At 68.1% G+C, this 22,317-nt stretch carries 18 protein-coding genes; 5 read left to right on the forward strand and 13 right to left on the reverse strand.

The window, feature by feature from the left end:
- Window positions 1–18: 18 nt before the first annotated feature.
- The 6 genes from MLE43_RS10910 to MLE43_RS10935 all read right to left on the reverse strand — a co-directional run bounded on the left by MLE43_RS10910 (window position 19) and on the right by MLE43_RS10935 (window position 6,540).
- A complete protein-coding gene (locus MLE43_RS10910) occupies window positions 19–606 on the reverse strand; it encodes a molecular chaperone TorD family protein (protein ID WP_243303892.1) in 588 nt (195 codons plus the stop codon).
- A gap of 11 nt (window positions 607–617) precedes the next feature.
- The gene (gene nrfD / locus MLE43_RS10915) at window positions 618–1,598 is read right to left on the reverse strand and encodes an NrfD/PsrC family molybdoenzyme membrane anchor subunit (RefSeq protein WP_243303894.1); all 981 of its coding nucleotides are present in this window, start codon (window positions 1,596–1,598) and stop codon (window positions 618–620) included.
- Between the two features lie 9 nt (window positions 1,599–1,607).
- A complete protein-coding gene (locus tag MLE43_RS10920) occupies window positions 1,608–2,159 on the reverse strand; it encodes a 4Fe-4S dicluster domain-containing protein (protein WP_243303896.1) in 552 nt (183 codons plus the stop codon).
- Between the two features lie 12 nt (window positions 2,160–2,171).
- Entirely contained in the window at window positions 2,172–4,358 is a 2,187-nt protein-coding gene (locus tag MLE43_RS10925) for a molybdopterin-dependent oxidoreductase (RefSeq protein WP_243303898.1), read from the reverse strand.
- Window positions 4,359–4,438: 80 nt separating this feature from the next.
- Entirely contained in the window at window positions 4,439–6,151 is a 1,713-nt protein-coding gene (locus MLE43_RS10930; RefSeq protein ID WP_243303900.1) for a DUF3373 family protein, read from the reverse strand.
- Between the two features lie 68 nt (window positions 6,152–6,219).
- Window positions 6,220–6,540 carry a c-type cytochrome gene (locus tag MLE43_RS10935; protein WP_243303902.1) on the reverse strand — a complete coding sequence of 107 codons (321 nt, stop codon included), beginning with the start codon at window positions 6,538–6,540 and terminating at the stop codon, window positions 6,220–6,222.
- Window positions 6,541–6,824: 284 nt separating this feature from the next.
- On the opposite strand from MLE43_RS10935, the gene MLE43_RS10940 reads away from it, so the two are divergent.
- Window positions 6,825–7,202, forward strand: coding sequence for a (2Fe-2S) ferredoxin domain-containing protein (locus MLE43_RS10940; RefSeq protein WP_243303904.1), 378 nt, complete (start codon window positions 6,825–6,827; stop codon window positions 7,200–7,202).
- Here the strand turns inward: MLE43_RS10940 and MLE43_RS10945 are convergent.
- The 3 genes from MLE43_RS10945 to MLE43_RS10955 all read right to left on the reverse strand — a co-directional run bounded on the left by MLE43_RS10945 (window position 7,199) and on the right by MLE43_RS10955 (window position 11,954).
- Entirely contained in the window at window positions 7,199–7,774 is a 576-nt protein-coding gene (locus MLE43_RS10945; protein WP_243303905.1) for an NTP transferase domain-containing protein, read from the reverse strand. The genes MLE43_RS10940 and MLE43_RS10945 overlap by 4 nt on opposite strands.
- A complete protein-coding gene (gene moaA / locus MLE43_RS10950; RefSeq protein WP_243303907.1) occupies window positions 7,771–8,817 on the reverse strand; it encodes a GTP 3',8-cyclase MoaA in 1,047 nt (348 codons plus the stop codon). The genes MLE43_RS10945 and moaA overlap by 4 nt, the downstream gene beginning before the upstream one ends.
- A 77-nt stretch (window positions 8,818–8,894) precedes the next feature.
- Window positions 8,895–11,954, reverse strand: a complete 3,060-nt coding sequence (locus MLE43_RS10955; protein WP_243303910.1) for a sensor histidine kinase — start codon at window positions 11,952–11,954, stop codon at window positions 8,895–8,897.
- A gap of 83 nt (window positions 11,955–12,037) precedes the next feature.
- Here MLE43_RS10955 and MLE43_RS10960 point away from each other — a divergent pair, with 83 nt between their 5' ends.
- The 3 genes from MLE43_RS10960 to MLE43_RS10970 all read left to right on the forward strand — a co-directional run bounded on the left by MLE43_RS10960 (window position 12,038) and on the right by MLE43_RS10970 (window position 15,541).
- Window positions 12,038–12,817, forward strand: a complete 780-nt coding sequence (locus MLE43_RS10960; RefSeq protein WP_243303911.1) for a TatD family hydrolase — start codon at window positions 12,038–12,040, stop codon at window positions 12,815–12,817.
- A complete protein-coding gene (locus MLE43_RS10965) occupies window positions 12,793–13,485 on the forward strand; it encodes a hypothetical protein (protein WP_243303914.1) in 693 nt (230 codons plus the stop codon). The genes MLE43_RS10960 and MLE43_RS10965 overlap by 25 nt, the downstream gene beginning before the upstream one ends.
- Window positions 13,486–13,591: 106 nt before the next feature.
- Complete coding sequence (locus tag MLE43_RS10970; RefSeq protein WP_243303916.1) at window positions 13,592–15,541, forward strand: FecR family protein; 1,950 nt, start codon at window positions 13,592–13,594, stop codon at window positions 15,539–15,541.
- Window positions 15,542–15,618: 77 nt separating this feature from the next.
- Here MLE43_RS10970 and MLE43_RS10975 read toward each other — a convergent pair whose 3' ends face one another.
- Complete coding sequence (locus MLE43_RS10975; protein ID WP_243303918.1) at window positions 15,619–17,403, reverse strand: acyl-CoA dehydrogenase family protein; 1,785 nt, start codon at window positions 17,401–17,403, stop codon at window positions 15,619–15,621.
- 153 nt (window positions 17,404–17,556) lie between these two features.
- Here MLE43_RS10975 and ubiE point away from each other — a divergent pair, with 153 nt between their 5' ends.
- The gene (gene ubiE, locus MLE43_RS10980) at window positions 17,557–18,249 is read left to right on the forward strand and encodes a bifunctional demethylmenaquinone methyltransferase/2-methoxy-6-polyprenyl-1,4-benzoquinol methylase UbiE (protein WP_243303920.1); all 693 of its coding nucleotides are present in this window, start codon (window positions 17,557–17,559) and stop codon (window positions 18,247–18,249) included.
- 4 nt (window positions 18,250–18,253) lie between these two features.
- On the opposite strand, the gene MLE43_RS10985 is transcribed toward ubiE, so the two are convergent.
- The 3 genes from MLE43_RS10985 to MLE43_RS10995 all read right to left on the reverse strand — a co-directional run bounded on the left by MLE43_RS10985 (window position 18,254) and on the right by MLE43_RS10995 (window position 22,317).
- The gene (locus MLE43_RS10985; RefSeq protein ID WP_243303922.1) at window positions 18,254–19,999 is read right to left on the reverse strand and encodes an acyl-CoA dehydrogenase family protein; all 1,746 of its coding nucleotides are present in this window, start codon (window positions 19,997–19,999) and stop codon (window positions 18,254–18,256) included.
- 82 nt (window positions 20,000–20,081) lie between these two features.
- Complete coding sequence (locus tag MLE43_RS10990) at window positions 20,082–20,630, reverse strand: AAA family ATPase (RefSeq protein WP_243303923.1); 549 nt, start codon at window positions 20,628–20,630, stop codon at window positions 20,082–20,084.
- A gap of 70 nt (window positions 20,631–20,700) precedes the next feature.
- Window positions 20,701–22,317, reverse strand: a complete 1,617-nt coding sequence (locus MLE43_RS10995; protein ID WP_243303925.1) for a PAS domain S-box protein — start codon at window positions 22,315–22,317, stop codon at window positions 20,701–20,703.

Here is a 22,317-nt window from a genome sequence, read left to right on the forward strand (position 1 = left end):
TGTCCAGCAGGTGGTTGCCTAGAATTCTGCGAGCGCCTTCTCGGTTTCGGGGAGCAGGGCGGCGGCCAACTCCGAGGCGGCCAGGTAGTACGGGTGCGCCTGGACCTGGGGCAGCTGCTCAGCCACCACCTGGAGGAACGGGCGCAGGTGCTCCCGGAGCAGGCGCCGGGCCAGCTCCACGAACCGGTCCCGCTCCGCCAGGTCGCCTTCGATGACCTGGTCCAGGAGGTAGCTCAGGCAGGCGAACTCCAGCCCCAGATGGTCGGGCGGGATGCCCAGGTCCTCCTGGAGGCTGATGTCGGCCTCGTCATAGATGGCTTTGAGGGGTTCCAGCACCTCGGGGGCCATGTGGTGGCCCCGGGCCTGGACGGATTCGAACAGGTGGACGATGTCGGTGTCCCGGGCCTGGAGGAAGAGGCGGGCGTACTCCACCGGCTGGTCCCCACCCGGGAGCGTGTGCTCGATCATCCGGCCCAGGGGCGCCGCGAGCGAAGGGCTGGTGCAGCCGTCCAGCAGCTGCCCCAGCCCCTCCTTGAGGTCGGCATCGGGCTCCAGGAAGGCTTCGGCGAGGATTTGGGCGAGGTCTGCCAGGAGCGCGAGCGACATGTGTGGTCCCTTCAGTGGAGCATCCCCATCTGGTGGAAGCTGCTCACCTGGCCAGCGTAGACGAAGATGTAGCGCAGCAGGAAGCCGCCGATGAGGACCAGGCCGGCCGCGGTGAGGGCCAGGTTGCGGCTGCCGTGGAACTCATGCCCCTTGAAGATGTTGGGGGCGAGTTCGTAGACCTCGATGGCCAGCGGCACCAGGAGGCCCATGACGAGGAAGGGGCCCCAGAAGACGAACGTGTACGGACCGCCCAGGATCAGGCCCAGGGCCTGCTTCACCGCCAGGGACGAGAGCTGCCCGTGGATCAGGTAGGGCAGGATGATGAACAGCTCCAGCGAGATGAACACCACGTCCAGGGTGACCAGGAACTTGATCTCGTGCTTCTCGGCGGGGCTCTTCTTGTTCAGGACCATGGCCAGCATGAGGGCCGCGGCGCCGCTGGAGAGGGCGGAGAACAGGAACATCTGGGCCACCAGGTTGGTGTTCCAGAAGGGGCGCGCGGAGACGGCGCCCAGCAGCACGCCGGTGTAGATGCCCACCCCGATGGAGAAGGGGAAGCCCACCATGGCGATCTTCCCGCGCCAGGAGGAGAGGTCGACGTTCAGGCGGTGGACCTGCTTCCAGGTGGCGGGCACCTTGCTGAAGAGCCACTGCCGCTCGTCCGCGGTGAGCCAGGCGAAGAGGTAGAGGAAGGCGATCACCGTGAAGATCGTGAGGAGGTACGACCCGATGGACATGGGGCTCTCCCACCGGAAGTGGATGAACAGCTTGTAGAAGCGGTACCAGTTCCCCAGGTCGAGGATGAGCAGGCCGGACCCGATGGCCACGGGCCACGGCGCCAGGAAGGCGCCCATGCGGGCCACGCGGGCGTAGACGGGCTTGTCGTCCACGGTCATGTAGTCCGCCAGGCCGGCGGCGAAGAAGAGCCCGGCGGAAAGCCCGCCCAGGAAGAGGTAGACGACGATGAGGAGGCCCCAATTGAACTCGTGCATGTCTTCCTCCTAGAGCAGGTAGTAGAGTTGGGGGCCGTTGCCCGTCTGGGGTTCCTTCACGCGGTAGCGCCGCGTGGAGAGCAGTTCGTGGACCCGGCTGGTCGTGTCCTCCAGGTCGCCGAAGACGCGCACCTTGGAGGGGCAGGTCTCGACGCAGGCCGGAATGTCGCCCTTGTCCACCCGGTGGCGGCACAGGGTGCACTTGTCCACCACGCCCTCCGCCTCGTTGAAGTAGCGGGCGTCGTAGGGGCAGGCCACCATGCAGTACCGGCAGCCGATGCACTCGTCGTAGTTGACGAGGACGATCCCGTCCTTGCGCTGCCACGAGGCGCCGGTGGGGCACACGCGGACACAGGAGGGATCCGCGCAGTGATGGCACTGCTCGGGCTCGAAGTTGATGCTGAGCTTGGGGTATTCCCCCTTCCGCTCCTCATTGATCCGGTTCCTGAAGTTCCCGATGGGGACGTTGTTCTCGGCCTTGCACGCGACGACGCAGGCTTTGCAGTTGATGCATTTCCTGGAATCGATGACGAGGGCGTAGCGCTTCTTCTTCATGGCCATGGTTCACCCCCCTCAGGCGTTCGCGACTTTGACGAAGGTTTCGTGGAAGGCGGCGTTGCCGGACACCTTGTCCCAGGCCGTCTCGAGGATCACCGCATCGCTGGCGCCCACGTTGTAGACCAGGCTCTGCATCTTCGACTTCTTGCCGAAGCCGTGGAGCATGAACACGCAGTCGGGGCGGATCTCCCCCGTGACGCGGGCCTTGAGCTTCACGCTGCCGACGCTGCTGCTGACGCTGACATAGGCCCCATCCCGGATGCCCAGGCGTTCCGCGGGCTTGGGATTGATCCAGAGGTCGTTCTCCTTCATGAACTCGTGCAGCCAGACGTTGTTCGACTGGTTGGCGTGGGTGAAGTAGCCCACGCGGCCGAGGATCAGGCGGAAGCGGTCACCGGGCGGCTGCACCGGCGCGGCGTAGACCGGCAGCGGGTCGTAGCCCGCCTCCTGCAGGCGCTCGGAGAAGATCTCGATCTTGCCGGTCTTGGTGACGAAGCGATGGTCGGGCGTCAGGGTCTTGCCATAGCTGGGCTGGCCGCTGGCGGCCCAGACCCCGTGCTTCTTCATGTGCTCGGAGGCCATGGGGATCGGCAGATCCTTGAACTCCGCCTCGACCCACTGCTCGATGGTGTAGTCGAAGTAGTCGCCGAGCCCCAGGCGCTTGGCGAGGCCCTGGACGATCTCGAGGTTCGGCTTGGTGTCGTGGATGGGCTTCACGACCTGTTGCCGGAAGACCACGGCGGGCCAGATGCCGGGCATGACCTCGACCGGGTCGGTCCGCTCCAGGTAGGCGCTCTCGGGGAAGACCACGTCGGCATACCAGGCCATGTCGCTCATCTGGACGTCGATCACTCCGATGAAGTCCATCTGCTCGATCATCTTCAGCGTCTTGGCCTGGTCGGGCAGGGAGTTCATGGGGTCCTGCTTGTAGACCATCCAGGCCTTGATCGGGTAGGGCTTCCCGCTGAGCACGTTCTCGCGCAGCTTCAGGTAGACGCCGTCGCCGGCGGCGGCCAGGGGGAACTCCTTCTGGACTTCGTCCACCCGGGGCGCCTTCGGCTCGTCCCAGGGCATGAACAGGAACTCGCCCTTGGGGAGCTTGGCGTTCGGCACCATGCCGCCCATCTGGTCCCAGTTGCCCACGATGGCGTTGAGGATGGCCTGGGCGCGGCGCATCTGGAAGTCGTTCTGGTACCAGGAGGACCGGCGCCCGGCGTAGTAGAGGGCCCGGGCGCCGGCGTCGGCGAACTCGCGGGCGATGCGGACGATGTCCTTCGCCGGGATCTCCGTCTCCTTCTCGGCCCACTCCGGCGTGTACTGCTTCACGTGCTCGGCCAGCTGCTCGAAGCCGGTGGTGTAGGTGGCGACGAAGTCCTTGCTGTGGCGGCCCTCCGCGATGATCACGTGGATCATGGCGAGGATGAACGCCAGGTCGGTGCCGGGCTTGATGGGGTACCACTCGTCGGCCTTGGCGGCCGTGACGGTGAAGCGGGGATCGAGGTAGACCAGCTTGGCCTTGCGCTCCATCACGCCGCCGATGAGGTCCATGGTGTCGGGCGTGATGATGCTCTCGAAGCGGTTCGCGCCGGACATGATGACGAACTTGCTGTTCAGCAGGTCGAAGCTCGGCACGGTGCCGAAGGTGGCGCTGTAGGCCAGGTTCACGGAGGCCAGGCAGAGGGTCGGGTGGCGCACGAGGTTGGGCGAACCGAAGGAGAGCCCCAGGTTCTTGAAGAAGACTTCCTGGAAGCCTTCGGTGGAGGACCAGAGCGACGCCTGCGGGCCGTACTTGTCCTTCACTTCCGAGAGCTTCTTGGCGGCGAAGTCGAAGGCCTCGTCCCAGCTCACGGGCTTCCACTTGCCCTCGCCGCGGGCGCCCACGCGGATCATGGGCTGCTTGAGGCGGTCGGGGTCGTAGACCTGCTTGATGGCCGCATTGCCGCGGGCGCAGAGCATGTCACGGGATTTCGGGTTCTCGGGGTTGGGGTTCAGCTTCTTGACGAAGCCGCCCTCGACTACGGCGATGGCGGAGCACTTGTTCGGGCAGAGCTCGCAGGTCGTGGGGATTTCCTTCGTGTCTCCGGCGGAGCTGCGCCCCTTCTTGAAGTATTTGAGGCAGCCCACCTGCAGTGCGGCGACGGCCCCTGCGGTGGCGCCCGCGCTTTTCAGGAACAGCCGGCGATCCATGCGAATCGTACCCATCGAGGTCTCCCTTGGTGATGCGAGGAAGGTTGTAAGAGCCGGGCCGGAGGGTTGCCCCCCCGGCCCGAGTGCTTCAGGAGCTAGAAACGCACTTCGAGGGAAGTGTAGAAATTCTTGACAGTGGCCGGGTAGGCGTACTGGAGCATGGGCGTGTTGGCCAGGTTCATGGCGGACTCCCAGTTCTGGCCAGGCTGCGCGGAGGGGCCGATCTGCCAGCCACTCATCGCGGTGGTGTACTTGTAGTCGATGTAGCCGACCCGGATGGCTGCGTTGTGGGCGAACTTCCAGTGGATGTAGCCTTCCCACACATCGCCGCGGGCGCCGAGCTTGTCGGTGAACTCGCCGGTGGCGGGGGTGTAGGTCCACCAGCGCGGGGAGCCGTGGTTGAACTCCACGCCCATGCCGAAGGTCGAGGTGGGGTCATAGCGCATGCCGGCGTAGTAGGCCGTGGCCGTTTGGCTCTTGGTGGGATCACCCATCAGGCCGCCGAAGCCGGACACCTGGATCTGGTTTCCACCCAGGGCCGCAGGCATGGTCCAGTAGGCGCCATACTGCGAGACCTGGCCGTTCGGGTGGCTCTTGAGGTATCCGCCGCTCACGAAGTAGGTGAAGGCGTCGCCGATCTTGTGCTTCCAGGTGGCGGTGAACTGATCCATGTCGCCGAGGTTGGCGGTGGCGGTGACGTACTGGGTCGAGGGCGTCTGGCCGGGGATCGGGAAGTTGATGGTGTTCCCGAAGGGGATGTCCGTCATGTTGCCCATGCGGTTGTAGCCCAGGTAGAGGTTCGCGCTCTGGACGGACTCGCCGATCTGGAAGAGCAGGGGCATGTCGAACATGGCGCCCAGCACGGTGGTGTCCTTCAGGGGACCGATGTTGCCCACGACCGGCGTGATGGCCGAGGGGTTCGTCCCGTTGAAGTTCGTGAAGTTCATGCCCACGATGGTCTGGTTGGACTTGACGCTGCCGCCGCCGCCGAAGCCGCTCTCGTAGCCCACGCCGTAGCAGAAGCCCAGCAGGGTGCCTTCGGGGAGGCCGAGCTTCTCGAGCTGGAACTTCCAGCCGATGCCGTCGATGGTGGCATTCACGGCCAGGGCCTGCGGGGTGGCCTGGCGCTCGCCGCCTTCGCGGACCTCGAATGGCGGGCCATCAGACGTGTTCTGGCGGCCGATGGACAGGATGCTGGCGACGGAGTTGAAGTGGTAGACCAGGCTGGCCCGCTCCACCAGCAGCGCGTCCGTGGCGGGCGTCTGGCCGGCCGTGAAGGAGGTGCTGATGGTGTTCGGGGTGCCGTTGAAGGTGGGCACGTCCGCCCCGCCATGGACCTTGTACATCACGAGCCGGCCCATGATCTTGGCGTTCTCGTTGATGGTGATGCCCATGTTCAGGCGAAGCCGGGTGGACCACTGGACGGAGTTGGTCCAGTCCTGGGCGCCGACCGACTGGAAGGCGGGCGCGAAGGGGTAGGTGTTGGGATTGGCAGGATTGAAGCCGGCCAGGGTGTAGCCAGGGTTCTGGTAGAACCCCATGAACTGCGTGTAGGGCTTGAAGTGCTCCTGGGTGCTGTCGAAGCGGGTGCGGAGATCGCCGCCCCACTGGATGTTGTCGCCGGCGACCTTGGTCTCGACCTTGGTCAGGCGCGTGTCGACTTCCTGGGCGGCGGCAGCCTTCTCTTCGACGGCCTTCAGCTGGATTTTCAGCTGCTCGATCTGCTTCTGCAGGTCCTGGTTCGACTGGGCGCTGAGGGCCGCGGGCGCCAGCATGGCGACGAGGGCAAGCGCGATTCGGGAGTTCATGGTGTGAGTCTCCGGGGTGGGGGATGAGGGGTAGGGGGTTGAGGGGAGAGGAAAGATGTGGGGAAGGATCAGCCGCCGCAGGTTTCGGGCTGCGGGGAGTCGGACGCGTGGTTCACCAGGAAGGTCTGCACATCCTTGACCTGCTCGGGCTTGATGACGGAGTCGATCTTCTCGGTGCCCTTCTTGTGCTTGCCGGCGGCGAAGTAGGCCTTCCACTGGGCCTGGGTCTTGGAGAGGGGCGTGATCTCCTTGGCGTTGCCGCCGGCCGAGTGGCAGGACTTGCAGGTCTTCTTGAAGAAGAATTTGCCCTTCGTGTCACTGCCGCCCTGGGCGGCCAGCGACGCCGACAGCGTGGCGATCACGGCGAGAAGCTTCAGGGTGTTCCGCATGGAGCACGTCCTTTCTGGGGTTGGGTGGGAGGGGCTGGCGCCGGGCCGGGCAGGCCGAAGGCACCGGATCTTGGGGATCCTGTCGTGGGTGGTACGGGCGCAGAACACGCGCCGCTGGATAGAGGATGAATGGGTGGTCAACGAGGTCAAGTCGTTCGTGACTATGGTCACCAATAATTAAATAACCACTGAGTAATTTGATCTGAAACCCTCGATTGGCATGGATCTGGAACCTTCGAGGGGAGCCCTGAAGGGGCTGCTATCGTGGGGATGGGAGGCTATCCATGGATTTCCCAACCCCCGTACCGACGCCAGAGGAAGACGCCGCGGTGACCCCCGTGATGGGGACCGCCATGAAGCGGCAGGTGCTGGTCTGCACCTCCAAGAGCTGTGCAGCCAATGGCTCCGAGGCCGTGCTGGAGGCCTTCAAGGCGCATCTGATCGACGAGAAGCTGCTCTTCTACAAAGGCAACCGGGAGGGCGAAGTGCAGTGCATCCACTGCGGCTCCGTGGGCTTCTGCGCCATCGGACCCGCCGTGCTCGTCTACCCCGATGGCATCTGGTACGCCCACGTCACCCCGGCTGACGTGCCCGAGATCATCGAGAGCCACCTCAAGGGCGGCGTGCCGGTGGAGCGGCTGGTGCGGAAGCGGCTGGGCTAGCCTTCATCCTCAAACGCCCGCCGTTCCTCCGGCGTGTCCACGTCCCGCCACTCAGGGCCATCGCAGGGCAGGGCCAGATGGGGCAGGGACTCGGCCAAGGCTGTGAGAGCGTGCACGGTCGAGACGGCCAGCCCCGGCCGAAGGGCCGAGGGAAGCCACCCGCCGAGGGGTTGGAGGTGCCCGCCGTGCTGGGCCACGATCCAGCGGTCGGCTTGCGGATCCGCGGCTTCGGCGCGGATGGCCCAGGCCGCCAGGCCCGATGGCGTCCACCGAACCTGGTCGCAGGCGACCACCCACCAGCGGCGCACCGCGGGCGCCTCCAGCGCGGCCCAGGCGCGGAGCGCCTTGGCGGGGCCTTCGCGGGCATCCTCGAGCACGGCGAGGTCGGGGCGGTCCGGCAGTGGCTCCCCGAGCACCTGGATGGGCGCTCCCGGAAACACGGCCTCGAAGACCCGGACGAGGTGTCCGCCCCAGGTGCCACCCGCCGGGTGCGCCAGGGCGTGCTTGGCCGTCCCCATCCTGCGGCCCTGACCGCCGCTCAGGAGCAGCAGGCCGGCGCTGCCGGGGTTCACCCGCCCACCTGCCACATGCCGTTGGCGAGGTCGGGGTTCTGGCCGCGGCGCATGGGATGGCAGTCCAGCTTCTCGGTGAGGGCCTGGCGGATGAGGCGGGCCAAGTCCTCATGGGAGGCGTGGTTCCGCAGGGGCTGCAGCAGGTCCACCGGCTGGTTCCCGAAGAGGCAGGCCTGCAGCTCGCCCCGGCTGGTGAGCCGGACGCGGTTGCAGCGATCGCAGAAATCGGCGCTGAGGGTCGAGATGACGCCGACCTTGCCCTCGCTGCCGGGCAGGCGGAAGATTCGCGCGGGACCTTCCTCCAGGCCGACCACGGGTTCCTCCTCCAGCGGGGCTCCGAGGCCTTCCTGGACGGCACCCAGGATCTCGGCGGCCGGCATGAACTGGTCCTTCCCCCAGCCGTTGCCCTGGTAGGGCATGAACTCGATGAAGCGGACCTGGATGCCCTCGGTCTGCGCGAGGCGGACCAGGGGGAGGATCTGGTCCTCGTTCCAGCCCCGCAGCACGACGGCATTCAGCTTGGTCTTGAGGCCGGCCGAGCGGGCCGCCTCGATCCCGGCCAGCACGCGGGAGAAGCCGTCCTTGCGGGTGAGGCGCTCGAAGGCGCCGCGCTCGGCAGCGTCCAGGCTCACGTTCACGCCGCAGAGGCCTGCGTCGCGCAGGCCCCGGGCGCGGCGGGCCAGGTGGATGCCATTGGTGGTGAGATGCACGCGGCCCTCCACCTCGGGGCTGATGCCGGCGACGATGGTCTCCAGGTCGCGCCGCATCAGGGGCTCGCCACCGGTGAGGCGCACCTTCCGGATGCCCAGGCTGGTGAACACCTGGACGGCCTGGACCAGCTCATTCCGGCTCATGGTCGGCGCCTCGGCGCGCGCCATGGCTCCGGTCCGCGGCTTGCAGTACACACAGGCCAGGTTGCACTGCTCCGTGACGGAGACCCGCAGGTAGGTGATGTTCCGGCCGAGCCCGTCCTTGAGCCCGTCCCGCAGCCTCAGCATGCGGGGCGGCTGGTTGTTGACGGGCATGGGAAAGGAGGAGGACACGGGATCTCCAAGTCCACCCAGGATGCGCGGAATGGCCCGGTCCCGCCCGGGGATTATGCCCTTGGTCACAGCGGCGGTCAGGGCTCCCGCAAGGGCAGTTCCACCCTGAACCGGGCTCCCCGGCCGGGTTCGCTGTCGATCTTCAGCTCGCCCCGATGGGCTTCGATGAGGCTCTGGCAGATGGAGAGCCCCAGCCCCCATCCGTGGGCGGCATCGCCGACCTGGGTCTGCCGGAAGGGCTGGAGCAGCTCCTGGATCTTGGATGCGTCCAGCCCCCGCCCCGTATCCCAGACTTCCAGGCACCATATCCCGGCAGCCCGGTCCACGGTGGACCTGATGCCGACCTCGCCGCCGGTCGGGGTGAACTTCAGCGCGTTCTCGAAGAGGTTCAGCATGACCTGGTGCAGGGTGGCGGTGTCGGCCTGGATGTGCGCCCGCTCGGCGTCCGGTGAGACCTCCAGGTGGAAGGCGATGCCTTTCGCTTCCGCCTTGAGGCGCAGCACCTCCTCGAAACCCTCCGTGACCTCGGCGGGTACGGTGGATACCAGCTTGAGGCTCTGGAGCAGCGCTTCGGAGCGGCTCTGGTCCAGCAGGTTCCGCACGAGGATCTCGATGCGGTTGGCCTCCCGCTCCATCACGTCGAGGAGCTTGATGCTGGCGCTGGGAACCAGTTCGCGCAGCCGGTCGAGGGTGAGGAGGATGGTGGTGAGGGGGGACCGCAGGTCGTGGGTGACCATGTCCAGCAGCTTCAGCCGGCCTTCGAGGCTGCGCTTGATCTGCTGGTGGGCATGTTCCAGGGCGCGGTTCTGCCGGTCCAGCATGAGCGTCCGGCTTTCGATGGTCTCTTCGAGTTCGCGGGAGCGGAGGGCGAGGCTGTGGCCGCGCCACCAGAGCACCCAGGCGAGCAGGCCCACCAGAGCCAGGCTGAGCAGGCTCCGCACCAGCCAGCGTTCATGCCAGGCGGGCCTCACCTCGAGCAGCACGGGGGCCGCCTCGGCCCAGTTCACCCCATCGGTGGAGGCGCGCAAGCGGAAATCGTAGCGGCCGGCCTTGAGGTTCCGGTACTGGAGCGTGAGCCCCTGGCTCACGGGCCGCCAGTCCTCATCCACGCCCTGGAGATAGGCCTGGTAGTGGAGCTGGGAGGGCACCAGGGGGTCGCCCGTGTCGAAGCTGAGGTCGAGGAAATCGGGCCTGGGGGGTACTTCCACACTCTGGGAAAGGGCCTCGGATCCGCCCGGCCAGCGGGCATCCAGCAGCGTGGGGGGGCGCAGGGGCGGGTTGTGGAAGCCCTGGGCATCCTGGAGGATGCAGACGCCGCCGATCATGCCGATCCAGAGACGCCCCTTGGAATCCAGCAGGAACCCGTCGTGGTTGGTCTCCTCCGAGATGAGCCCCTGGCTGCGGCTCAGGTGGTGGAGGTTCCTGCCCTCCAGCAGGGTCACGCCCTTGTTGTGGCCGAAGGCCATGCGCCCGCGCCCCACGTCGGCGATGAAATTGATCCCCTCGTCCGGCAGTCCCTCGCTGAGGCCGAAGGTGGCCCACTGGCCGTCCCGCCAGAGATGGAGGCCCTTCATGGTGCCGACCCAGAGGTGCCCGCGGGCGTCGATGGCCATGGCGGTCACGGTGGAGGTGGCGAAGGGGCCATCCGGGTAGGCCTGCCGGAGCTTGCCGTCGGCGAGCTCCCACAGCCCGAAGCCCGTGGCGAGCAGCAGGCGGCCTTCGTAGCGGACGATGTCGGAAACGGCCTCGCTGCCCGATTCGGGGGGCAGGCGATGGTGGGCCAGGAGACGTCCGCGGGCGTCGAGTTCGAACAGACCCTGGTCGGTGCCCGCCAGGATGCCCGTTCCGTTCCGGACCAGGGTCAGCACCGCGGCCTTCGACATTTCGCGGGGACCGGCCGCGGAGACGCGGCCATCCTTCCACCGGGCGAGCCCGCGGTCCGTGCCCACCCAGACAGTGCCCGGGCCGTCCGCGAGCATGCCCCAGGTCTCGGTGGCCGGCAGGCCCTCGTGATGGGTCCAGCGGCCGACGATGTTGCGACCCTCCTCCACCAGGTACACCCCGGTGCTCGCGGCCAGCAGGTACCGGCCGGGGGCCAGCTCGAGGATGCCCGATACCGCGGCCAGGTCCCTGCCTCCGGTCGTATTGGAGCTGTCCAGGGTGAGCAGCTCCGGCAGGGCCTGGGCTGCGAGCCCGTCGCCGTCGGAACCGACCCACAGCACCCCCCGGCGATCTCGCAGGGCGATGAAGATCCGGTCACGCGGGAGTCCGGTCTCCACGGTGAGCACGCGGGTGCGCCCATCGGGCTCATGCACCAGCACCCCATCGCCACCCAGGGCGATCTGGAACCCCTCGCCCTGGGGATTGAACCGGAGGTTGACCATCCTCGGGATGCGCGGCAGCCCCTTCAGGGGCTCGTTCACCCACCTGCCTCGGTCCATGCGGAGCAGGGCCGCATCGAGCAGCACCCAGGGCAGCCCGTGGGCATCGACCTGGAGGTCGCGGGCGCGGCCGCCGGGGTGCTTCGTGGACAGGGAATACAGGCTGAGTCCGTTCGGGTCCCAGCGGGCCAGCAGGTTGTTCTGCCCGAGGATCCAGACCCCTTTGGCGTGGTCCCGGGCCAGGCGCAGGATGGGTCCTCCCGGCCAGGGCGCCGGCAGCCGGACGGGGACGAACCGCCCGGCCTCCTGCCGGAACAGGCCCTGGCGATTGCCCACCAGCACGCGGTCCTGATCATCCAGGCCGAGGGTCTGGCCCTCGAAGGCGCCCCCATCCTGGTCGAGGCGGTAGTTCAGGACCGTCTCGCCGCGGATCTCGGAGACCCCTTCCTGGCTGCCCACCCAGATGCTGCCGGAGGGGGACTCCATGAGCGCATGGACGAACAGCGCCTTGAGGCCCTGGGGGCCGGCGAAGGTGTGGAATCCGGAGGCTCCCAGGCGGGCGACGCCGCCGGTGGCGGTGCCCACCCACAGAAAGCCGCGCCGGTCCTCCAGGAGGGCCGTCACCTGGCTCTGGGGCAGGCCGTCCCTCAGGCCGAACCGCCGGAACGCAGGCTGCTGCCCCGCGAGCGGCGCAAGGGCGCTGGCCAGGCCCAGCCAGAGCCAGAGCCAGACGAGCATGGAGTGGAGTGGGCGCATAGAGGGCAGAATCCGTCGTCAAGAGAACCATCGGCGCGGTGGGCGCTTACCGTGATCCTTGGGAGGCATGGGACTATGAAAGCATGCTTGTGGACGCGCATTGCCATCTCACGGGGACCTACCTGGCCGGAGACCAGGTCGAGGACACCCTTGCACGCGCCCGCGCCGAGGGCGTGACCGGCTTTATCGCCGTGGGTACCGACCTTGAAGATTCCCGCACCGTGCTCGACCTCGCGCGGCGCCTTCCCGGCGTCCAGGCCAGCCTCGGTGTGCATCCCCATGAGGCCAAGACCTGGTCTCAGGATACGGGCGCGGCCCTGGCGGCCCTGGCGGCCGACCCGGCGGTGCGCTTCGTGGGCGAGACGGGCCTGGACTGGCACTACGACCTCAGCCCCCGGAATGAGCAGGAGGCCGTGTTCCGGGCCCAGATCCGCCTGGCGAAGACCCTGGGCAAGCCGCTCATGATCCACACCAGGTCCGCGCCGGAGGCCACGCTGAGGATCCTGGAGGAGGAGGGCGCCGACGCCGTCCGTGGCATCATCCACTGCTTCAGCGAGGACCAGGCCTTCGCGCAGAGGGCCCTGGACCTGGGTTTCTACCTGAGTTTCTCCGGCATCGCCACGTTCAAGAAGGCCGAGGCCGTGCGGGATGTGGCGGCCTGGGCTCCGGCGGACCGCATCCTGGTGGAGACGGATGCACCCTTCCTGGCGCCGGTCCCCTACCGGGGCAAGCCGAATGAGCCGGGCTTCGTGCGCTTCACCGCCGAGGCCGTGGCCGGGCTGCGCGGGATCTCCTCCCTGAAGCTGGCTGAACTGACCACACGCAATCTGGAGGCCCTGTGCGGCTGGGCGCCCTCTTCCTGACCGGCGCGGCCCTGGCCGCCGCCCCGCCCTTGCCGAGCCCTTCGGCGGCGGCTGCCCAGGGGCACCAGCCCCTGCCCTGGGAGCAGGTCTCTCCCCTTGCCTGGCAGGCGGAACCCTGGGTTCCCCCGGCCGAGGCAGCGGGACTGCCGGCTGCTTCCCAGGGGCCCATGACGGTGCTGCTGACCGGAGATGGCACGCTGCGGGTCAGCGATGCCCGGGGTCTGGTCCTCCTCCTGGCGGGCCTGCCGGGGCGGCCCCTCCGGGCCTGGCGGGATGGCGGGGTGCCGCTGGCCGTCCCCCGCGGCAGCTGGGGTTTCCCCACGGATTCCCCCTTGGCCCAGGGGCTGGGGGGACTCCGCTGGGGCGCGGAGGACTTCCGGCCCTTCCTGCGGGGTCTGCTCTGGGTGCTGGAGGATGGCGAGGGCTTCCTGACCGTGGTGCATCCCGCCACGGCCAGGCTGGTCCACCTGCCGCTGCCGCCGGGGCGCGATCTGCGGATCCGGTTCCTGCCGGACCGCCTGGAAGTGGCCGCCGGGGATGTGGAGAAGGGCGCTCCGCGCCAGTGGTCCATCCCCTGGATGGGCCTGCTGCCGCGCCTGGCGGCCCTCGGCCCCCGGCCGAACCCCCCGAAGGTCGGGACCGCCCTGGCACCCTTTCCCAAGGACTGAAGGCAACCTTTGTCGACCCTGAACGGTCTTTTGGCATGACCCTGGCTGTCTACCCTTCCGGAACCGACCCTAGGGGCACCGGCATCCAATCCAGCGGAGGCCCACCATGAACGCGACCTTCACCCATTCCCGACTGGCTGCGGTGCTCCTGCTGCCCGCGGCGCTCGTGAGTGCCGCACCCCAGGCTCCCGCCGACGATGAGACCTACCAGGGCGAGGCGCCGGAGCGCTACGCCATGGTGCGGGTCCTGGAGGGGGATGTCCGCATCCACAAGGGGGACCTTGACGAGAGCCTGAGCCGCGGCACGCCCATTGCCGAAGGCGATGTTGTGGAAAGCCGCGGTCGTGGCGTTCTGCAACTGGGGGATGGCACCCGCATTGCGTTCGGCGGCGCGACCCGCTTCACGGTGGCGGCCCTCTTCACGAATCAGAAGGGCGAGAAGCAGGTCCTGCTGCGCCTGGATTACGGCCGGCTGCGTGTGCTCCTGGGCGGCCAGTCCGAAGCCCGGTTCCGGGTGGATACCCCTTCGGGCACCGCCACCTGCCTTGACAAGGGCGCCTTCACCATCGAAGCGGAGCGGGACCGCGTGGTGCGCCTCAAGGTGCATAGCGGTCGCGTGACCTTCTCCAACGAGCGCGATGAGAACCGCATCGTCGCCGGGGAGCGCCTGACGGTCTACAGCCCCCAGGACAACCTGGACCGGGTGCGCGGCTTCAACACCTACGAGGGCGATGACTTCGACCGATGGAGCGAGCAGGCCGTGGTGATCCGTCGCGGCGAGAGCTGGGACCGGGTGCCTGCCGAGATCCGCTACTACGCCGATGACCTCGATGGTCACGGACGGTGGGTCCAGTCCTCGGAGTTCGGCTGGGTCTGGCAGCCCGACGGCGTGGCCGAGGATTGGCGCCCCTATTGCGAGGGCCGCTGGGCCCCGTATTCGGGCGGCATGACCTGGATTTCCGACGAGCCCTGGGCCTACGTGGCCTACCACCACGGCCGCTGGCACTGGAGCCTCGGCGTGGGCTGGTTCTGGATCCCCGGCATCTACTACAGCCCCGCCTGGGTGGCCTGGAACTACACCCCCGGCTACTACGGCTGGGCGCCCCTGGGCTACTACAACACCCCCTGCCACTGGGGCTACGGCGCCTGGGGCGGCGGCTACGCCTGGAACGTGGTGTCGGTGAACTACATCAACGTGGGCAACGTCCGCCGGCACATCTATTCCGACGGCACCGTCATCCGCAGCTTCAACGGGGCCACCGGCGCCACCACCTGGACCGGTGGGGGTGGCCGCGACCTCAGGGCGCCCTGGCAGCGGTCCCCGCTGGTCGTCTCCCAGGCCGAGTTCCGCAACCCGGGTCAGATGCAGTCCGCCTTCCAGCGCGACGTGAATCGCCAGCGCCTGGCAGCCTACGAACGCCAGGCCCAGGCCACCACGGGCCGGACCATCATCCGCCGTGAGGCCGCGCCCGTCTCCGCCCCAACCGCCGCCCGCCCCGGCACCCCCGCCGCCGGCCCCGCCCGCATCCCCTTCGAGAACCGGGGCCGGGCCCAGGGTGCGGATCGTCCCGCCGCACCGGCGCCGGCCTCGCCCCGCGAGCGGGGCTTCGAGGATCGGCCGCGAGATCGCGCCCGCGAGCTGCCGTCGCCCCAGGACCGCAAGGCTGATCCGGCCCCCAGGACGCGGGGTGTGGAACCTCGCGGCCAGGTCGAGGATCGCCGTCCGGATCCCGCTCCGCGGGAACGGCCCGTGGAACCCCGCCCCCGGGTGGATGAGCGGCGGGCGGACCCCGCGCCCCAGGAACGCCGCTACGAACCGGCCCCCCGGGAGCGCGCGCCTGAACCGCGGCCGCGGGTCGAACGGGAGGAGCGCCGCCCGGACCCTACGCCTCGGCCCGCGGAGCGGGAATCCCGTCCCGCGCCTCGGGTCGATCCGCCCCGCGAGGAGCGTCGAGAGGAGCGGCGCGAGTCAGCCCCCGAGTCCCGCCCCGCGCCAGCGCCCACCCGGCCGTCCGGCGGTGAGGGCCGGGGTGGAGGCCGCGAGATCCGGCGCTGAATCCACACCCTGACATGCAGAATGGGCCCCAACGGGGCCCATTCTGTGTTGGCCGCCGCGCAGCGGCAGCGCAGGCGTCAGATCACTTCGACCGGGTAGCAGCCCTTCTGGATCAGCTCCGAGGCGATGCGGCCCCGCAGGCGGGCGCTGCTGGTGGGGTGGAACTCGGTGAAGGCCTTCACGCCGGCCAGGGCGTGGCGCAGGGCCTCGCCCTCGACTACGTCCGCGCAGAGCATGCGGGCGTCGCCGTGGACTTTGTGCCAGCTCTCGTTCACGTAGAGCTCGGTCATGTCGCGGGCGATCTGGGCCCAGCGGTGGCCGGACTCCACCATGCGCTCGGCCCGCACGACGGCGCTCTCCATGGCGTAGATCTCCATGAGCATGTTGCTCATGCGGGCCATGACCTCCTGGTTGTCGATGAGCTTCTGGCCCAGCACCTGCACGGCCAGGCCCGCGGCCAGCATGCACTGGCGCTTGCTCAGCTCCACGCCGTGCTTGAGGCGGGCGAGGGGGCCCGTGAAGCTCTCGGCCTTGATCGGGTTGGAGATCTCCTTGGCCACCTGCTGGCCGAACTGCATGAGGGGCAGCTCGCCCTTCATGGCGCGCTTGAGCAGCGTGCCGGCGATGAGGAGCCGGTTGATCTCGTTGGTGCCCTCGAAGATGCGGTTGATGCGGCAGTCGCGCTGGGCCTTCTCGGGCGGGTACTCGGCGCTGAAGCCGTAGCCGCCGAAGGCCTGGACGGCCTCGTCCGCCACCCAGAACAGGGCCTCGCTGGCCCACACCTTGGAGATGCTGCACTCGATGGCGTACTCGTCGATGGCGGCCATCTTGTCGGCGCCGGCCGTGGGGCTGTCCCAGCTGGTGGCGTGGAGGGCATCATCCAGGTAGCCGATGGTGCGGAAGTTGAGGGCCTCGGCCACGAAGATCTTGGTGGCCATGTCCGCCAGCTTCTGCTGGATGAGTCCGAAGGAGTTGATGGGCTTGCCGAACTGGAAGCGCTCACCGGTGTACTTGATCGTGTATTCGAGGATGCGCTTCATGCCGCCCTGGCTGCCCACGCCAAGCTTGAAGCGGCCGATGTTCAGGATGCCGAAGGCGATCTTGTGGCCCTTGCCGATCTCGCCCAGCAGGCGGTCCTTGGGGATGCGGCAGTTCTCCAGGATGACGGTGCGGGTGGAGCTGCCCTTGATGCCCATCTTCTTCTCTTCGGCGCCGGTGCTGAGGCCGGGGTCGGTCTTCTCGACGATGAAGGCGCTGAAATCCTTCCCGTCCACCTTGGCGAAGATCACGAACACATCGGCGAAGCCGGCGTTGGTGATCCACATCTTGGTGCCGTTCAGCACCCAGTGGTCCCCGTCGAGCACGGCGGTGGCCTTGGCGCCCAGGGCGTCGGAGCCGCTGCCCGCCTCGGTGAGGGCGTAGGCCGCCAGCCACTCGCCAGTGGCCAGCTTGGGCAGGTAGGCCTTCTTCTGGGCCTCGGTGCCGAAGTAGACGATCGGCAGGGTGCCGATGCCGGTGTTGGCGCTGTAGCTCACGGCGAAGCTGCCCTGCTTGCTCATCTCCTCGAGCACGAGCATGGCCGTGCGCTTGTCCACGTCCATGCCCTCGAAGGCCTCGGGGATCTCCAGGCCCAGCAGGCCCAACTCGCCGGCCTTCTTCATGAGCTCGATGGTGAGGGGGAGGTCGAGCTTGTCGATCTCCTCGTCCCGGGGGATGACCTCGCCCTCGATGAAGTCCCGGGCGGCCCGGGCGAATTCCTTGGCGTCGTCGCCGAATTCCTCGGCGGTGAACTGGGGCATGGCCCCGATGGGAGTCAAAAGGAAACTGCCTCCCTTGACCTGCTCTGCAGCGGTGGTGCTCATCTCTGTCCTCCAGATTGGGTAGGGATCACGATGGAGGCCCACGCGGCTCTTGCCTAGCCTCTACCTCCGGTCAATGCCGGGGATACCTCAGGTAGGCCTCCTCTCTGGTTCAATGGAGGCTCGGAGTGTGTCCGAGCCACGGATGGAGATTGGATGCCGGAAGGCCGCCAAGTGCAGCAGATGTTCTCGGCCATCGCCGGGAGGTACGACGTCCTGAACCATGTGCTCTCCGGTGGGGTGGACTTCTGGTGGTGGTGGCGCATGGCCCGCCGGTCGGGCGCTGCGCCCGGGAAGCGTTTCCTGGATGTGGCGGCGGGCACGGGGGATTCGAGTCTGGCCCTGGCCCGGCGCGGGGCCGAGGTGGTCAGCACGGACTTCACCCACGCCATGCTGCGCCTGGGGCCGGAGAAGTTCCGGCGCAAGGGCCTGGCGGAGCGGATCTGGGCCTCCAGCGACGCGGACGCCCAGCGGCTGCCCTTCCGGGACGCCAGCTTCGACGGCATCACCATCTGCTACGGCATCCGGAACGTGGAAGCGCGGACCCGCGCCTACGCCGAGTTCCTGCGCGTGCTGAAGCCTGGGGGCCAGCTGACCATCCTGGAGTTCAGCGCCCCGGTCTTCCCATGGTTGAGGGCCTTCTACGACTGGTACAGCCACCGGGTGCTACCCCGCGTCGGCGCCTGGATCAGTGGCGACGCCTCCGCCTACACCTATCTGCCGGAGAGCATCCGGGCCTTTCCGGATCAGCAGGCCCTGGCCGCCGAGCTGGAAGCCGCGGGGTTCCGGAGCGTGGGCTGGACGAACCTCACGGGCGGCATCGTCGCCCTGCACACGGGCATCCGGTAGCTGATCAGCCGATGGGGTACCGCCCCTGCTCCATGAGGGCGAGGGTGATGCGGTGGCGCAGGGTGGAGAGCGGTGCCGGTGCCGGGGCATGCATGGCGAGCAGCTCCGCCATGAGGGTGTCCAGGGCCTCCCCGCTGGCCAGCTCGCCGGCCAGCATGCGGGCCTCGGACTGCACGCGGTTCCAGGCCTCCTGGGCGTAGACCTCGGCCATGTCCCGTGCCAGCGCGGCCCAGCGGTGGCCGGAGGCCTGCATCTTGCCGGCGCGGACCGCGGCGGACTCCATGGCATAGAGCTCCAGCAGCAGGTTGCTGATGTGGGCCGCGGCCTCCTGGTTGTCCAGGATCTTCGGCCCGTGGTCCGTCTGGGCCCGGGCGATCACCTTCAGGGCGCGGGCCTTGGCCAGCGCCACGGTGGCCTGGAGGGAATCCGCTGGAACCTGTGGCGTGGCCGAGGCGGCTTCCGCCAGAGGCAGGCCCTCCGCACCGCTGCACCGCTTCAGGAAGGTCTGGGCGATGAGGAGGCGGTTGATCTCGTTGGTGCCCTCGAAGATGCGGTTGATGCGGCAGTCGCGGTAGATCTTCTCGGCGGGGTACTCGGTGCTGAAGCCGGCTCCGCCGAAGGTCTGCACGGAGTCGTCGGCCGTGGCGAAGAGGGCCTCGCTGCCCCACACCTTGGACATGGAGGCCTCCATCGCATACTCATCGATGGCCTTCATCTTGTCGGCGCCGCCGGTCTCGCTCTCCCAGCTGGTGTGGGCCAGGGCGTCGTCCAGGTAGCCGATGGTGCGGAAGCTCATGCTTTCGCCCACGAAGATCCGCACGGCCATGTTCGCCAGCTTCTGCTGGATGAGGCCGAAGGCGGTGAGAGGCTTGCCGAACTGGGTGCGCTCCCCGGCGTATCTCAGGGTGTATTCCAGCACCCTCTTGCCGGCCCCGACGGAGCTGGCGCCCAGCTTGAAACGGCCCACGTTCAGGATGCCCAGGGCGATGCGGGCGCCCTTCCCCTTGCCGCCCAGCAGCCGGTCCTCGGGGATGCGGCAGTTGTCGAGGATGACGGTGCGGGTGGAGCTGCCCTTGATGCCCAGCTTCTTTTCCTCGGCCCCGGTGCTGATGCCGGGATCGGTCTTCTCGACGATGAAGGCGCTGAGGTGGCTGCCGTTGATCTTGGCGAAGATCACGAAGACATCGGCGAAGCCGGCGTTGGTGATCCAGGCCTTGGTGCCGTTCAGCACCCAGTGGCCGTCCTGCAGCACGGCGGTGGTCTTGGCCCCCAGGGCGTCGGAACCGCTGCCGGCTTCGGTCAGGGCGTAGGCCGCGCACCATTCGCCGCTGGCCAGCCTGGGCAGGTACTTGGCCTTCTGCGCGTGGCTCCCAAAGTAGACGATGGGCATGGTGCCGATGCTGGTGTGCGCGGTGTAGCTGGTGGAGAAGCTGGCGTGCCGGGCCATCTCCTCCAGCACCAGCAGGGCGGTCTTCTTGTCCAGGTCCAGGCCACCGTAGGCCTCGGGGACCTCCATGCCGAGGATGCCCAGGTCGCCGGCCTTGGCCAGCAGGTCGCGGGTGAGCTCCAGGTCGAGACGGTCGATCTCCTCGTCCCGGGGCATGATCTCGCCGTTCATGAAGTCGCGGGCGGCCTCGGCGATGGCGAGGGCCTCCTCGCTGCTCTCCTCGGCGGTGAACTGGGGCAGGGTGCCCGCGGGGTGGAACATGAAGCTGCCGCCGCGCACGGACAGGATGCTGGTCTCGGCCATAACGGACCTCCCGACCTCCTGATCATCTACCCGGAGTCAGGGCCCCTCCAGTGGGGAGTGGGGGATCTGGGTCACATTCTGCTTAAAGCAGCCGTTTCTGCCCCTTGGGATGGTTCAGGACGACCTCCTTGACCCGGTGGATCCAGTTCGGCCGATCCTTCGGATCCAGCCGCTCATGGGCCAGGTGCCGCTCCTCCAGCAGCTGGTCCACCAGCTGGTCGATGGATTCGGCGAAGAAGGTATCCGTATCCCGGACGCCATCCGCCGCTAGGTGGCCGGAAAAGGGCACCTTGAACAGCAGGTCGTAGCTTTTCATCCAGTGGTGCATGAAGCGCTCGATGGGCAGCTGGCGGCCGAAGGCCAGCATCATGTAGGCGTAGTTGTCCAGCACGCTCCGGTCGCAGACCACCGCATCGTGCTGGCTGCCGGAGCGGATCTCCTCCGCCATCTGCGTGAAGAAGATCCAGGTCTGGGCCTCCAGGGAGGTCTTCTGGTTGATGGGCAGCGGGGAAAGCCGCGCCACCTCCTTCACGATGTCCACGTGGACACCCTCCCGTTTGAGGGCCGCGGCCAGTTCATAGCAGAGCGTGGTCTTGCCCACGCCGTGGGTGCCGATGAAGGCGATCTTCACTCGGTACCTCCGGTGCCTCGCCCTTCGGGCTTCGCCTGCGGCAAAGTGGCCCTCTGCTTTCGTTGTGTGCTCACAAACCTTCCCCTTCAGACTTCTGGGTGCGCCGCGCCTGGATATCTTCCCGGAATGCCTGGGCGCACTCGGGACAGACGCCGTGGGTGAAGGTGGCCTCCGTGTGCTCGGACAGATAGGTCTCGATCTGGCTCCAGTAGCCGTGGTCGTCGCGCACCTTCTTGCAGTTGCTGCAGATGGGCAACATGCCGCTGAGCTGCTTCACATCGGCCAGAGCCTGGGTGAGGTTCTGGATCAGGCGCTCTCGCTCCACCTCCAGGCGCCTCCGTTCCGTGATGTCCCGCGTGACGCCCTGGAAGCCGAGCAGGCGGCCGTCCTCGCCCCAGACGATCCGCCACTGGGCCTCCACCTGGATCTCCCGGCCATCCTTGCACTTCACGCTCGACTGGAGCAGGTCCTGCTCGAAGGGCTGGGAGCCGGGAGGCAGCTGGCGGGCCTTGACCATCCGTTCCCGGAAGGTTTCGCTGCCCTTTCGGGAGAGGGCCCGGCTCTCGGGGTTGAGCGTCATGAACTCCTCGGGGGTCCAGCCGCGCTGGCGGAGGATCGAGGGGCTGACGTAGGTGAGGCGGCCATCCGGATCCATGGACCAGATGAGGTCGGTGGCGTTCTCGGCCAGCAGGCGGTACCGGGCCTCCTGGGCGGCCACGCGCTCCTGATCCGTCAGCTGGCGGATCCAGGAGGCCCGGGCCTGCCAGCCCAGGGCCAGGGTGAGCAGGGCCAGGGCCAGGACCGCGGCGATGGCGAAGGCGACCTGGTGACGCCAGACCTGGAGGTACTCCCGCTGGGCCAGGCCCACCAGGATGTAGAACGGGGGATGATCGGTCCTCCGCAGGCTGTAGGTGCGCCGGAGACCGTCCAGGACTGAATTCTCCGTGAACTGCATGGAAGGGCGGTTGGCCTGGACCGCCTGCAGGTAGGCGCCAGTGATGTGGGTGTCGCCGGTCATCTGCTGCTGACCGGTGAAATCGGGATAGCGTGCGAGCAGGCTGAGATCCACGCCCCGCAGGGAGACCGAGCCCCACCGGCCCACGTTCACCTGGGACATGGTCCGGGCCAGCTGTTCCGTGGGAAGGAGGGCGAAGACCACGCCGGCGAACCCGCCCCCGGCGCGTTCGATCCGGCGGGCCAGGATGAGATCCCAGGTCCCATCTGGGCTGCGGGCGGGCCTGGAGATGAACAGATCCGGCGCCGGGCTGGCCTGCAGGTGGCGGAAGAAATCCCAATCAGCCACGCTCCGGGCGGTGGGGGCCGGGGCGGCGTGGAGGACCCTGCCCGTCGCGTCGGCGACCTGGAGGGAGTCGAGGATACCGGCCCGCTTGAACTGCAGCCGGACGAGGCTGCCGAGTCTGGGATTGCGGAGGTCGTGCTCGCCTTCATCCTGAAGCGCCTGGATGGCCAGGTCGATCCCCCGGATCGTGTCCTCCACGTTGTTTTCCATGACCTGCGCCAGGTTCTGGGTGGCGGATTCCGCCCGCTCCACATAGTGGCGGCGGCTCAGGAGCAGCACCCAGACGGCGGAGGCCACCAGCCCCAGGTTGAACAGGGCAAGCAGCGCCCCCATCGCCTTGATGAAGGTCGGGGCGGTGATGGGCGATGGTCGCGGGGTGTCGCTCAT

Origin of the sequence: Geothrix oryzisoli (genome assembly GCF_022808865.1) — a bacterium.
Lineage (GTDB): Bacteria > Acidobacteriota > Holophagae > Holophagales > Holophagaceae > Geothrix > Geothrix oryzisoli.